Source organism: Pseudarthrobacter sp. S6, from assembly GCF_050156575.1.
Lineage (GTDB): Bacteria > Actinomycetota > Actinomycetes > Actinomycetales > Micrococcaceae > Arthrobacter.
In genome coordinates, this window is sequence record NZ_CP189581.1 from 1947431 (window position 1) to 1961345 (window position 13915).

Below are 13915 nucleotides of genomic sequence, written 5' to 3' on the forward strand. Positions count from 1 at the left end.
ATGCCGGACCAAGGGAAAACAACGGTCTCCTCAGCCGCTTCCGCAGCGGTTTCCCAAGGGTCCGCCGCGCAACTGAGCATGCCGCCCGCGCCCGCCTTTGGCCAGCGGTCCATCGCGGACGTCCTCACCAGCGCAGCCGCAAGCCTCGGAGTAGAAGGTTTCACCAATACCCTGCGCCTTCCGCCGGCGTCTCGCGTCTGCGTGGTCCTGGCCGACGGCCTGGGCCGGAACCTGCTGAAACAGAAGTCCGCCCACACACCGTTCCTGCGCTCCGTTATGCAGTCCGGTCAGGGGGAAGTTCCGGTATGGCTGGACTCCACCTTCCCCTCGACCACGGCCGCTGCCCTTGCCAGCTTCGGCACAGGCCTCCCTCCCGGCCAGCATGGAATGGTGGGCTACGACGTCCTGGACCCGGACCAGGACAAGGTAGTCAACATGCTCGGCAATTGGGATGCCAAGGTGGATCCCGCCGAGTGGCAGCCGTTCCCTACCGTCCTCGAACGGGCCGCCGAATCACTTAATGTGACCACCGTCAGCCTGCCGCAGTTCGGCGACTCGCCCATGACCCAGGCGGCCCTCCGCGGCGGGAATTTCATCCCAGGAGTGACTGCCCACGCCCGCACGGCTGCCGCCGCTGAAGCCATGGACACCGCCGGAAAGTCCCTGATGTACTTCTACGTCAACGACCTGGATAAGGCAGGCCACCGGCACGGCTGCCAGTCTGAACAGTGGGAACACCAGCTCGAAGAACTCGACGCAACCGTCAAACGGCTGCACGCCTCGCTTCCGGCCGGGACCACAGTACTTCTCACGGCGGACCATGGGATGCTCGACGTCCCGGAACAACAGCGGATCGACTTCTCCGCGGACACGTCGCTTGTTGATGGCGTGCGGCATACAGCGGGGGAGCCGCGGATGGTCCACCTCTACCTTGAGGATCCGGCGGATGCCGCAGGCCGGGAGCGCTTGTTGCGTGCGTGGCGTACCCGTTTCGGCGACAGGATCTGGGCTTTTACCAAGGCGGATGCCGTCGCCGCCGGACTGTTCGGCACACTGCGCCCCGCCGTCGGGCCCCGGATTGGCGACATCATGATTGCCGCGCGTGACGCCCTGGCGCTCTACGACACTCGCCGCGGGCGTCCCGCCGCCATGGAAGTGGTGGGCCAGCACGGCTCGCTGACCAAAGCGGAACGCGAAGTACCGCTGCTGTGCTTTGCGGCCGAAGGCAGGCCACGGCGACGCTGAGGCGTTAGTCCCGTTTGGTCCCGAAGACGATCTCGTCCCAACTGGGAACCGTGGAGCGCTTCGGTTTCGCCGGCTGCCGTTCAGGCTGGTCCGCGTCATGATCGTGGTGCTGGCCGGATCCTGCGTCCTCGGGGCCAGAAGTGTAGGCTGCCCTGCGCGGGCTTCCGCCGCCCAGCAGTTCGTCAAGGCCCACGTTCGGCGCAGGACGCCCCGACCCTGATTCTCCGGGGGCACCGTGTCCTGCGGGACGGGGCGGGGACGCCACGATGGTTATTTCCCTCGTGTCGGTGCTGACTCCGTCGTGCAGTTTCAGGACGTCATCATCGTCAGAGTCCCGGTGCTGCGGGATGAGGCTGAGCCGGGACAGCATTGATGGCCGGACGTCCCGCTTGCGGGTGAGAGGATCTGCTGCGACAGCGGGCGCGGCTTCGGCTGGCACGCTGGACTCGGTGGGAGCCGGCTCCGGTGTTTCCGGCTCGCGGTATTTCTGGTCCCTGGATTCCGGTTCCGGGACCACCTCCGAAGGGCGCGGATGGGCAGCCGGCACGCCGTGGGTCAGGAGCAGGGCCAGGGCGTCGTCGGCGTCTTCGTCGACGCCGAGGCGCTGGCCGCGGCGTGAACGGAGCATATCGAGGAGACCGTCGGATTCCCTGGCCGGCGTGACGGCTTGCGGACCGGTCGCATTGCGGGCGGCCGCAGCTTCTGCATCGGTTTCAAAGTCAAACGGCCGGTCCGAGACCGCAGTGAGGCGGCGGGCCGGGACGGGACCGTCCAGCGGCTCGAGCTCACTGAGTTGCTGAGCCCAACGGTTGGCGTTCTGCAGGGACTTGCGGACCGGACTGAACGTCCATTGCGCAGGCGGCTCCTCGCCGATGCCGGAGGTGCCGTCCCTTGGGGTTTCAAAACGAGCCACCACGGTCCAGTTGCCGTCCTGGCGACGCCAGGAATCCCATTCCACAGTGGAAGGCTCAACCCCGTGGGCTGAAAGCCGGTGGTTGACCATGTCCTGGAGGGACGCCGGGTTGTCGCCAAAAACGGAGCGGTAGGTGTCGTGGCCGGGGGAGGGCGAGGCGACTTCCACCTTCCGCGCCTGCTGCGCTACATACTCCCGTTCGGCAAGGACTGGGCCCTCATACCGCTCGACTTTTGCGAGGGGCAGCCCGGAAAGCTCAGCTACGTCCGCTGCGGTGGCGCCGCTGCGGATCCGTGACTGGATGTCCCGAGGGGACATGGCAGTGGGCGCGGCCGCGGAAGCGGTCTTCGCCGAAGACCGGCTGGCCGTCCGCAGTGCTTCATCGATCGGCAGCTGGAACATCTCGCCGCCGGCACCGCTTAACAGGAGATGCTCCCCGTCGTCGTGTACGCCTACAAGCCGTAGATCCTGCATACAAATCCTCCACCCTGGCATTACTATCAATCGAAACTCTGCCACTCACCGGCACTTATTTGGGTTAGGAGCGAGGGCGCGCCGCGATATTCCGGCACTTTCGGACGCCGTTGCGGCAAACGGCAAGAGGCAAGCGGCACGCGTTTCAGGAGTCCTGGCCGTCCGGACCCGCGCAGAAGTCCGGGTATTGGAACCTGTCCGGCGAGAGTTGCGCCCGCGCAGCGGCACCCGGGCGCCCCTTTCCTCCGGGCTGCTATTTCCGCGAAAGCGCGGCTGTGAGTTCCTCGGGCCGCTTGGACGACGTCAGCCAATAGGGGGTCCGGTCTGACGGGTCCGTAATTTCGATCCGAACCACCGGGTCGATCCAGCCACGGATGCACAGGTAGGCGAGGCCATTGAGCAGGGTCCCCCGCTGGGACGTGGCGTCCTTGCCGCGGAACGCAGCCACTTCGCCAACATAGCGGCGCTCGATCGTGGCACGACCTACCGTCAACGCGTCACTGGTGACAATGATGGTTGGGGTTGACAGCACCAGCAGGACAGCCATGATCGTGAACAGAACGCCGGCGGCCGTGTAGCCTGCAGCCATGCTGATCGGCGCGAAAACGAGGATCCCGGCGCCGGAGATTCCCGCCGTGATCACCCAGATCCAGACGTTCGGCCACAGCCTCTCCCGGAAAACAGCCGGGGTGCCGGCAGTGGGGGTGTCAGGTACGGGTGCGGTGGAGCTGGATTCGGGCATGTCACCAGCTTTCCACCTTTGGCTGGCTATTTCATCTTGGGCTCACACTGCCCTGGCCGGGCGTCCCATCGAATCTAGGACGGAACTGCGGCTGGGCGTTAGAGTGAGTGACTGTGACTGACGAACTTGCCACTGTTGAATCCGTTCCTGACGATGAGCTGTCCGGTTCTGCGCTGGATACAGCCGCAGCCTATGGGGCCCCGACGCTGCAGGTGCAGCTGAAAATGCTCGACGCCGGGCTGGAGGCACCGTCGTATGCCCACCCGGGCGATGCGGGGGCGGACCTGCGGGCCCGCGAAGATCTGGTCCTGGCGCCCGGAGAGCGGAAGCTGGTGGCTACCGGTGTTTCCATCGCGTTGCCGGCCGGCTTCGTTGCCCTGATCCACCCGCGCTCCGGGCTGGCCACGAAGCACGGGCTGACCATCGTTAACGCGCCGGGCACCGTGGATGCCGGTTATCGGGGGGAGATTTCGGTGACTCTCCTCAACACCGATTCCAGGAACGCCATCGAGCTCCGGCGCGGCGATAGAATTGCACAGATGGTGATCCAGCGGGTGGAATATGCCCAGTTTGTCGCCGTCAACGAATTGAGTGAATCGGTACGGGGAGCCGGCGGATTCGGATCCACCGGCGGATTCACCCCGCCGAACGCCTGACACCCGCCGGTGGCGGCAACCAGCGGTGGTTGCCCGCGGCAGCTAAGACTTCCGACGGGACCTCCGGGCCGGCGAGTCACTTTCACAACTAAGGAGACAAACCCCATGGTTTTTGGGCTCGGCAGGAAATCCAAGAAGGACCATTCAGCCGACCCGGCTGAATCCCAGGCCTCGGGGGAATCAAGGGATTCCGCTGACGTGGCTTCGGCGGTCGCCGGGCGTCGGGACGAAGGCCCCTTTGATGTTTCCGAGGTCTCCAGCCGCGACGGCTACGTTGACCTCGGTGCACTGTTGATCGCCCCGAGCGAAGGGCTCCAGCTCCGGCTCGAAGTTGAGGAAGCCACGCAGCGCGTGGTCGCGGTGACCATGGACCTGGACGGCTCCAGCCTTCAGCTGCAGGCGTTCGCAGCGCCCAAGACCGAGGGACTGTGGGACGAAATCCGCGAACAGATCGGCCAGTCCGTGGGAAGCCAGGGCGGTCAGGTTGAAGAAGTCGAGGGTGGCTTCGGAACTGAACTGATCGCCAAACTGCCCGCCGGTACGCCGGACGGCAGCCAAGGTTACCGGGTGGCGCGTTTCATCGGCATCGACGGTCCTCGGTGGTTCTTGCGTGGCGTCCTGGGCGGCCCGGCAGCGATGGAGCGCGAGGCTGCCGCACCGCTTGAGTCACTGTTCCGCCAGATTGTGGTCATCCGGGGCGACAGCCCCATGCCGCCCCGGGACCTGCTGCAGCTGCGCCTGCCCAAGGACGCCAGCGCCAGCCCGGCGCCTGGTGCCCCGGAATTCAATGCCCCCGAAATTAAAGGCCCCGAACGTGGTCCGGAAACCACACAGATTGGCTGATTCCCGCCAGGACCGCCTGGAATCGTCCCCGCACGCTGGAATGCCGGTCAGCCGACTGCCCGAACGAGGGAGGGTGGTGTGCCAAGGGCACATCGAATCGGTCACCTATATGCCCGCAAACCAGAACGCGGCCTTCACTGCCATCGTCTCGGACCCAGACATTCGCGAGTCCGGTGCCAAGCGGGTCCAGGGGAAGGGCGGCCGCCTTCGCGTGGTCTGGCTGGGACGGCGCAGGGTGCCGGGCATCGCCGCCGGAACCGAACTACGCCTCGAGGGCATGCTGTCCCAAAGCCACGGACTGCCCACCATGTTCAATCCACGCTATGAAATCCTTTCCCGCCAGGAGAACGAATGACCTCGCCCCAGCAGCCTGAGCCGTCCGAGCAGCCCGAGCCGTCCGCAGTGCAGGGTTTTGCGGAGGGCTACGCAGCCAAGGCCGGCCTGCACCGCACGCATGACGGCCGGATCGATGTCCTGAAGAGCGCCGGTGGAATCCAGGGCCTCGCCGAGAGCATTGTGCCGGGCATGGTCTTCCTGATCGCCTTTACTATCAGCCGGGACCTGACGCAGTCGCTGGTGGCGGCGCTGGCCTCCGCCGCGGTCTTTACGGTGGTCCGCCTCGTCCAGCGGCGTCCGCTGACCCAGGCCCTCGCCGGCGTTGTGGGGGTGGGCATCTCGGCCTGGCTCGCCAACACCACGGGCAAGGCCGAGGATTTCTACCTCCCGGGCTTCTTCACCAACACCGCGTACATCCTCGCCATGGTGATTTCCATCGCGATCAAGTGGCCGGTGGCCGGCCTGCTGTTCGGGATCCTCCGCACCGAGGGCCTGGACTGGCGAAAAGACCCCGCGCGGCTCAAGGCGTACCGCCTGGGCACGTGGATCATCGTGGCGGTCCTGGTACTTCGGCTGGTCGTCCAGGTTCCCCTGTACCTGATGGGCTCGGACGGACTGGCCGCCTTGGCCACGACCCGCCTGATCATGGGTGCGCCGCTCTATATCCTGGGCGTCTGGATCGCATGGCTGGTCACCCGGCCGGTACCGGCCGCCGCCGATGCGCGGACGTCGGATCAGCCGTCGAAGCCGTCGTCCTCCGGCGCCTGAGTTTCGGCAGGCTGCACGCCTTCGTGCTCGTGGGAGCCCTCCGGCTCGTCTGCTGATTCGGGGGACAGCAGCGCACGCAACTGGTCCTCGGCCGCGATGGTGGTGACGAAGAACAGTTCGTCCCCGCCATCAATGACGTCGTCACGGCTGGGAGTGATGGGCGCGTGGTCCCGGAGGATCGCCACCAGAGTGGCGTCCTCGGGCCACTGGATGCCGCCCACCGTCAGGCCAATGACGTGGGAATCGTGCGGCACCGTGAACTCCACCAGCGAAGCGACGCCGGTCTGCAGCGTCAGCAGCCGGACCAGGTCACCGATCTCCACCGCTTCCTCCACCAGCGCGGTCATCAGCTGCGGGGTGTTGACGGCGACGTCCACGCCCCAGGAGTCGTTGAACATCCAGTCGTTCTTGGGGTTGTTGACCCGCCCCACTGTGCGGCCCACCCCGAATTCGGTTTTGGCCAGGAGCGAGACCACCAGGTTCACCTTGTCATCGCCCGTCGCTGAAACAACGACGTCGGCATCCTCCACTTTCGCTCCCTGCAGGGTGCTGAGCTCGCAGGCGTCGCCCACCAGCCAGTGCGCACCGCGCAGCCCGCTGCGCCCGATGACCTCAGGTTTGAGGTCGATCAGCAGGATTTCGTGCTTGTGGGCCAGCAGTTCCCGGGCGATCGAAGACCCGACGCTGCCGGCACCGACGATAACAACTTTCACTACAACTCCTTGGCAGGTGCTTTGGCCAGGATCTGGGCGACCTGGGAACTGCGGTCCACCGGCAGCATGGCATGGACGGTGTCGCCGTCCTGGTAGGAAGTCCCGGTTTCGGGAAGCATGCCCTCGCCAAACCGGGTGAGATATGCCACCCGGATGTTGGCAGCCTTTTCGACCGCGCTGATCCGGTGGCCGATCCAGCCGGCGTCCAGGTCCACTTCAGCGAGGACCAGACGGCCGGAAGGCTCGCGGAAATCGCCGGCGAGATGCTGTTCGGGCAGGATGCGGCGCAAGACCTGGTCTGCGCTCCACCGGACGGCGGCAACGGTTGGGATGCCGAGCCGTTGGTAGATTTCGGCCCGGCCGGGGTCGTAGATCCTGGCCACCACGTGGGGGACGTGGAAGGTCTCGCGCGCCACGCGGGTGGCGAGGATGTTGGAGTTGTCACCGCTTGAAACGGCCGCGAAGGCGTACGCCTCGGCCACGCCAGCCTGCTGGAGCGTGTCCCGGTCGAAGCCCACACCGGTGACTTTCCGGCCGGTGAAGCCCTGCCGAAGCCGGCGGAACGCGCGGTCGTCCTGGTCGATGATGGCGACGGAATGACCGGCGTCCTCCAGCGTATGCGCCAGAGTGGCCCCTACCCGGCCACATCCCATGATCACGAAATGCGCCAACGTATCTCCTCAACTTCCGTAGCCTGTTGCTGCTGCTAGAACTCTACCGGCAGCGCGCGTACTGCATCCGCACGGACGCCGTCATGACATGGGCGGCGAATCAGACTAGCTTTGTGGAGTGCTGACAATATTGAATGCCGTGAAACGGGTGCTGGTGGGCAGGCCCTTCAGGAATGACAGGCTCGCCCATACCTTGCTCCCCAAACGGATAGCACTCCCGGTTTTCGCTTCGGACGCACTGTCATCGGTGGCCTACGCGCCCGATGAAATCCTGCTCACCCTGGCCCTGGCCGGCGTGAGCGCTGTGGCTTTTTCGCCGTGGGTGGGCCTGGCCGTCATGGTTGTCCTCCTCACGGTGGTCGCTTCATACCGGCAGAACGTCCACGCGTACCCTTCCGGCGGCGGAGACTACGAGATCGCCAACGAAAACCTGGGCAAGTTTTCCGGGCTGACCGTGGCCTCAGCCCTCCTGGTGGACTACGTCCTGACGGTGGCCGTCTCGATGTCCTCGGCGGCCACCTACCTCACCACGGCCGTGCCTTCCCTGCATGGGCAACAGGCCCTGTTCGCCACGATCGGCGTCGTAATCCTGGCCCTTGTCAACCTCCGCGGCATTAAGGAAGCCGGCAGCGTTTTCGCTGTCCCCACGTACATTTTTATGGCGGCGATCCTCGGCATGACAGGGGTAGGCGTCTTCCAGGCCGCGACAGGCCAGCTGGGCGAAGCACCGTCGGCGGCCTTCGAGATTGTGCCGGCTCCCGGTTTCGACGAAGGGCTGGTGGGCCTGGCCGGCGCCTTCCTCCTGCTCCGGGCGTTCTCCTCCGGCGCCGCCGCGCTGACCGGCATTGAGGCCATCAGCAACGGTGTGCCGAACTTCCAGAAACCGAAGAGCAAAAACGCGGCCACCACGCTGTTGCTGCTCGGCGTCATCGCCTCGTCCATGCTGGCCGGCATCATCTTCCTGGCCAACGCCACGAAGGTGCACATCGTGCTGGATCCGGCAACGGAATTCCTGATGAACGGCCTGCCGTTGCCGGAGGATTACATCCAGAGTCCTGCCATCAGCCAGATCGCCCAGACCATCTTCGGCCCGGGTTCAATCCTGTTCTTCATCGTGGTCGCCGCCACGGGTGTGATCCTGGTGTTCGCCTCGAACACCGCGTTCAACGGGTTCCCGGTACTTGGCTCCATCCTGGCCCAGGACGGCTACCTGCCGCGCCAGTTGCGGACCAGGGGAGACCGCCTGGCGTTCAGCAACGGTGTCCTTGCCCTGGCCGCCGGAGCGCTGGTGCTGATCATCGCGTTCAACGGCGACGTCACCAAGCTGATCCAGCTCTACATCGTGGGCGTCTTTATCTCCTTTACCCTCAGCCAACTGGGCATGATCCGGCATTGGGGGAGGCACCTCAAGCTCGCCAAGGACAAAGCCACCCGACGCCGGATGGTGAAGTCCCGCACCATCAACAGCATCGGGTTCGGCATGACGTCACTGGTGCTGGTGATCGTGCTGATCACCAAGTTCCAGCAAGGCGCGTGGATCGCGCTGCTGGCCATGTTCATCCTGTTCCTGATCATGTGGAGCATCCGGGCACACTATGACAACGTGGCCAAGGAACTGGCCGTGGACGAGGACTCCTCGCCGCGTGCCCTGCCATCCAGGGTCCACGCGGTACTGCTGGTGTCCCACGTGCGCAAGCCGGTGTTGCGTGCCCTGGCCTACGCCCGGGCGTCGAGGCCGTCGCGGCTGGACGCCATCACGGTGGACATCAACGCAGAAGAAACCGCGCACACGGTTGCCGATTGGGAAAAGCTGGAGATCCCCGTGCCGCTGACCGTCCTCGCCAGCCCGTACCGGGAAACCATCACGCCCATTATGGAATACGTCAAGAACATGCGCCGTGATTCCCCCCGCGACCTGATCGTGGTCTACATCCCCGAATACGTGGTCGGCAAATGGTGGGAACAGTTGGTTCACAACCAGACGGCGCTGCGCATCAAAACCCGGCTGCACTTTGAACCTGGCGTGATGGTGGCCAGTGTCCCGTGGCAGTTGAAATCGTCCGAAGAAGCCAAAAACATGCAGGATATCCGATGAACCCCCAGACCCAGACCCACTCCTCAGCTGCCCCGGCAGCCCCCACCGAACTGGTTCTCGACGTCGGCCCGGTGGCCCACGGCGGCCACTGTGTGGCCCGGCACGAGGGCAGGGTGATCTTTGTCCGGCACGGCATCCCCGGCGAAAAGGTACGCGTCCGCCTCACCGACGCGGGGGAGTCGGCCAAGTTCTGGCGCGCCGACGTTGTTGAGGTGCTGGAGGCCTCCCCGGACCGGGTGGAGCATTTCTGGCGCCCGGCGGACTCCCTCCGCGCCTGGGGCCACGGGCATCCGCCGGTGGGCGGGGCCGAATTCGGCCACATCTCGCTGGCCCGCCAGCGCGCGCTCAAGTCGGCGGTACTGGCCGAGCAGCTTCAGCGGCTCGCCGCGGTCGAACACCTGCCCGACGGGCTGGACCTCGGAAACGTAGTTGAGGCCGTGGCCGCGGGCGGGGCGGATTCAGGCGAGGAGACGGTGCCAACGTCCGACGCCGGTACTGGCCTGGGCTGGCGGACGCGCGCCAGCTTCTCGGTGACCCCGGGCGGCAAACTTGGCATGCACGCGCACCGATCCGAGCACATCATTGCTGTCCGGGAGATGCCGCTCGCATCGGAGGGCATCAACCGGCTGCGTTTGTGGGACCTCGACCTGACAGGCATCGAACGCGTGGAGGTGGCGGCGCCGTCGAACGGTTCACGCCCCTTGGTGCTGCTGGCTCCGGCTCCCGGCACCAAGCCCAAACGGCTCAGCGCCATCGCGGTACAGCTTCCGGACGACGTTTCGGTGGCCACTTTCGACCCCCTGACCGGGGACGTTGCGCAGCTTCGGGGCCGGACCTGGGTCCAGGAGACCGCGGCCGGCCACAACTACAGGGTCACCGGCGCAGGTTTCTGGCAGATCCACCGCGACGCGCCCGGGACGCTTGTGGGGGCCATCACAGAATTCCTCCACGCCGGCGGATTCCTTGAACCGGGTGCCGTAGTGGCAGACCTCTACGCCGGCGCCGGGCTGTTCACCGCTCCGCTGGCTGACGCGGTGGGGGAGACCGGGTCCGTTCTCTCGGTCGAAAGTGCACAGGGAACCAGCCGGGACGCCCGGAAGAACCTTCACGGTGCGCCGCAGGTGGAGATCGAGGTCGGACGCGTGGAACGTGTCCTCCGCCAAAAGCCGCGGAATTTCGACGCCATCGTGCTGGATCCGCCCCGGGCCGGCGCCGGGAAGCCCGTGGTCAGCCAACTGATCGCTGCTGGTCCGCGCGCCATCGCCTACGTATCCTGTGATCCGGCATCGTTTGCCCGGGACGTGGGGTACTTCCAGCAGGCAGGCTGGTCCCTGGCGGGCTTGCGGGCGTTCGATCTCTATCCGCACACCCACCACCTGGAGACGGTGGCGTTGCTGACGCCGGGTCCGTGATGCTACTAGGATGGCGGTAGTAATCCCACGTCGCGCCCCGTATTCACGGCTGACCTCCTGCAATTTTTGTGGCCAGCACTAATTAGGCCTGCCTAACTAGAAAGCGGTCTACCGCGCGACAAAGATGAAACTGTTGCGAGAGGAGTCCTGCGATGAGCACTGTGGACAGCTTCGGTTCAAAAGGCAAACTTAATGTAGCCGGAACCGAATACGAAATTTTCCGGTTGAACTCCGTTGAAGGTGCAGAAAACCTTCCGTTCAGCCTCAAGGTATTGCTTGAAAACCTGTTGAGGACCGAGGACGGCGCGAACATCACGGCCGATCACGTGCGAGCCTTGGCTGGCTGGGATCCTAATGCCCAGCCCGATACAGAAATCCAGTTCACGCCTGCCCGCGTGATCATGCAGGACTTCACCGGCGTCCCCTGTGTGGTGGACCTGGCGACAATGCGTGAAGCGGTCAAGGAACTCGGCGGCGACCCCAAGCGGGTCAACCCCCTCGCTCCGGCGGAAATGGTCATTGACCACTCCGTGCAGATCGACGCCTTCGGTAACTCCGGGGCGCTGGAGCGCAACATGGAGATCGAATACCAGCGCAACGGTGAGCGTTACCAGTTCCTGCGTTGGGGCCAGACCGCATTCGATGACTTCAAGGTTGTTCCCCCGGGAACCGGCATTGTGCACCAGGTCAACATCGAGTACCTGGCGCGCACTGTCATGACCCGCGAAATCGACGGCGTTCTCCGGGCCTACCCGGACACCTGCGTCGGCACCGACTCGCACACCACCATGGTCAACGGCCTGGGTGTCCTGGGCTGGGGCGTTGGCGGCATCGAAGCCGAAGCGGCCATGCTGGGACAGCCTGTCTCGATGCTCATCCCGCGTGTTGTGGGCTTCAAACTGACCGGGTCCATTCCGGCCGGCGCCACCGCCACGGACGTGGTGCTGACCATCACCGAGCAGCTGCGCAAGCACGGTGTTGTGGGCAAGTTCGTCGAATTCTACGGTGAAGGTGTCGCGGCCGTGCCGCTGGCCAACCGCGCCACCATCGGCAATATGAGCCCTGAATTTGGCTCCACCGCGGCAATGTTCCCCATCGATGACGTCACTTTGGACTACCTGCGCCTCACCGGCCGCTCGGACGAAAATGTGGCGCTCGTGGAGTCCTACGCCAAGGAGCAGGGCCTCTGGCACGACGCTTCCCGCGAGATCAAGTTCTCCGAGTACCTCGAGCTGGACCTGTCTACGGTTGTTCCCTCCATCTCCGGCCCCAAGCGTCCCCAGGACCGCATTGAGCTGACGGATGCCAAGGAACAGTTCCGCAAAGATATCCATAACTACGTCGCCATCGAAGACGGCAGCGTGGACGAGTCCCTGGACGAGTCCTTCCCCGCATCGGACGCCCCGTCATTCACGCACGCCGACTCGCACACCACCGAGACAAGCCGTGTTGTGTCCGCAGCGAACGGCGCCCACGGGCGTCCGTCCAACCCGGTGCACATCAAAACCGAAGACGGCCGCGAGTTCGAGCTGGACCACGGCGCGGTATCCATCGCCTCGATCACGTCCTGCACCAACACGTCCAACCCTTCGGTGATGCTGGCGGCAGCCCTGCTGGCCCGCAACGCCGTCGACAAGGGCCTGACCTCGAAGCCGTGGGTCAAGACCTCCGTGGCCCCCGGGTCCAAGGTTGTCACCGACTACTACAACAAGTCTGGCCTGACCCCGTACCTTGAGAAGCTTGGCTTCTACATCGTGGGTTACGGCTGCGCCACCTGCATCGGTAACTCCGGACCGCTGGACGCCGAGATCTCCGAGGCCATCCAGGCCAACGACCTCTCCGTTACCGCGGTGCTTTCCGGTAACCGCAACTTCGAAGGCCGGATCAATCCGGACGTGAAGATGAACTACCTGGCCTCCCCGCCGCTGGTCATCGCGTACGCCCTGGCCGGTTCCATGGACTTCGACTTCGACACCGATTCCCTGGGCAAGGACGAAGCAGGCAACGACGTCTTCCTCAAGGACATCTGGCCCAACCCGGTAGAGGTCCAGCAGGTCATCGATTCCTCGATCGACAAGGACATGTTCGCCCGCGGCTACGAAGGCGTCTTTGACGGCGACGAGCGCTGGAAGGCGCTCGACACCCCGGCCGGCGATACCTTCGCCTGGGATCCGAACTCCACCTACGTCCGGAAGCCCCCGTACTTCGATGGCATCAAGGCGCAGCCGGAACCCGTCCAGGACATCTCCGGCGCACGCGTGCTGCTGAAGCTGGGCGATTCGGTCACCACCGACCACATCTCCCCGGCCGGTTCCTTCAAGTCGGACACCCCCGCCGGCCAGTACCTGCTGGCCAACGGTGTTGAGCGCAAGGACTTCAACTCCTACGGCTCACGCCGTGGCAACCACGAAGTCATGATCCGCGGCACCTTCGCGAACATCCGCATCAAGAACCAGATCCTGGACGGCGTCGAAGGTGGCTTCACCCGCGACTTCACCCAGGCTGACGGCCCGAAGGCATATGTCTACGACGCCGCGCAGAACTACCAGGCAGCCGGCACCCCGCTGGTGGTACTGGCGGGCAAGGAATACGGTTCCGGATCCTCGCGTGACTGGGCAGCGAAGGGCACCGCCCTGCTGGGCGTCAAGGCCGTCGTCGCCGAGAGCTACGAGCGTATCCACCGCTCCAACCTGATCGGCATGGGCGTCCTGCCCTTGCAGTTCCCGGCTGGAGAATCCGCAGCCACCCTGGGCTTGACCGGCACGGAAACCTTCGCGGTTGAGGGCGTCATTGCCCTGAACGAAGGAACCACGCCCAAGACCCTCAAGGTCACCGCCACAGCAGAAGACGGCTCCGCCAAGTCATTCGATGCAGTGCTCCGCATCGACACTCCGGGCGAAGCCGACTACTACCGAAACGGCGGCATCCTGCAGTACGTCCTGCGCCAGATCTCCGCCAACTAGCCGGAACCTGAACCCACGCAGCACCCCTTCGAAGCCCCGGCCGGTCACCGACCAGCCGGGGCTTCGGCTTTGCATTTCCGCGAG

At 65.1% G+C, this 13915-nt stretch carries 12 protein-coding genes; 8 read left to right on the forward strand and 4 right to left on the reverse strand.

Annotated elements, in window-relative coordinates; all coding sequences use genetic code 11:
* The gene (locus ACQCS0_RS09365; protein ID WP_354159034.1) at positions 1-1245 is read left to right on the forward strand and encodes a nucleotide pyrophosphatase/phosphodiesterase family protein; all 1245 of its coding nucleotides are present in this window, start codon (positions 1-3) and stop codon (positions 1243-1245) included.
* Positions 1246-1249: 4 nt separating this feature from the next.
* Here ACQCS0_RS09365 and sepH read toward each other — a convergent pair whose 3' ends face one another.
* Together sepH and ACQCS0_RS09375 are read right to left on the reverse strand one after the other, a co-directional pair.
* Positions 1250-2632, reverse strand: coding sequence for a septation protein SepH (gene sepH, locus ACQCS0_RS09370; protein ID WP_426939481.1), 1383 nt, complete (start codon positions 2630-2632; stop codon positions 1250-1252).
* 253 nt (positions 2633-2885) lie between these two features.
* Complete coding sequence (locus ACQCS0_RS09375) at positions 2886-3374, reverse strand: DUF3093 domain-containing protein (RefSeq protein WP_354159030.1); 489 nt, start codon at positions 3372-3374, stop codon at positions 2886-2888.
* 113 nt (positions 3375-3487) lie between these two features.
* Between ACQCS0_RS09375 and dut the strand changes: the two genes are divergently transcribed.
* The 4 genes from dut (at position 3488) to ACQCS0_RS09395 (ending at position 5977) form a co-directional block, all read left to right on the forward strand.
* Positions 3488-4030: a dUTP diphosphatase gene (gene dut / locus ACQCS0_RS09380; protein WP_354159028.1), complete on the forward strand. Its 543-nt coding sequence runs from the start codon at positions 3488-3490 to the stop codon at positions 4028-4030.
* Positions 4031-4135: 105 nt separating this feature from the next.
* Positions 4136-4873, forward strand: a complete 738-nt coding sequence (locus ACQCS0_RS09385; protein WP_354154307.1) for a DUF3710 domain-containing protein — start codon at positions 4136-4138, stop codon at positions 4871-4873.
* 109 nt (positions 4874-4982) lie between these two features.
* Positions 4983-5228, forward strand: coding sequence for a hypothetical protein (locus ACQCS0_RS09390; RefSeq protein WP_354154306.1), 246 nt, complete (start codon positions 4983-4985; stop codon positions 5226-5228).
* Positions 5225-5977, forward strand: coding sequence for a DUF3159 domain-containing protein (locus tag ACQCS0_RS09395; protein WP_426939482.1), 753 nt, complete (start codon positions 5225-5227; stop codon positions 5975-5977). The genes ACQCS0_RS09390 and ACQCS0_RS09395 overlap by 4 nt, the downstream gene beginning before the upstream one ends.
* Here ACQCS0_RS09395 and ACQCS0_RS09400 read toward each other — a convergent pair.
* A complete protein-coding gene (locus tag ACQCS0_RS09400; RefSeq protein WP_354154304.1) occupies positions 5944-6690 on the reverse strand; it encodes a TrkA family potassium uptake protein in 747 nt (248 codons plus the stop codon). The genes ACQCS0_RS09395 and ACQCS0_RS09400 overlap by 34 nt on opposite strands.
* Entirely contained in the window at positions 6690-7361 is a 672-nt protein-coding gene (locus ACQCS0_RS09405) for a potassium channel family protein (RefSeq protein WP_282330419.1), read from the reverse strand. Before ACQCS0_RS09405 ends, ACQCS0_RS09400 begins: the two co-directional genes overlap by 1 nt.
* 118 nt (positions 7362-7479) lie before the next feature.
* Here ACQCS0_RS09405 and ACQCS0_RS09410 point away from each other — a divergent pair, with 118 nt between their 5' ends.
* The 3 genes from ACQCS0_RS09410 (at position 7480) to acnA (ending at position 13831) form a co-directional block, all read left to right on the forward strand.
* On the forward strand, positions 7480-9456 hold the full coding sequence (locus tag ACQCS0_RS09410) for an APC family permease (RefSeq protein WP_354154303.1): 1977 nt from the start codon (positions 7480-7482) through the stop codon (positions 9454-9456).
* Positions 9453-10868, forward strand: coding sequence for a class I SAM-dependent RNA methyltransferase (locus ACQCS0_RS09415; protein ID WP_426939483.1), 1416 nt, complete (start codon positions 9453-9455; stop codon positions 10866-10868). Before ACQCS0_RS09410 ends, ACQCS0_RS09415 begins: the two co-directional genes overlap by 4 nt.
* 152 nt (positions 10869-11020) lie before the next feature.
* Complete coding sequence (gene acnA, locus ACQCS0_RS09420) at positions 11021-13831, forward strand: aconitate hydratase AcnA (protein ID WP_426939484.1); 2811 nt, start codon at positions 11021-11023, stop codon at positions 13829-13831.
* Positions 13832-13915 lie beyond the last annotated feature (84 nt).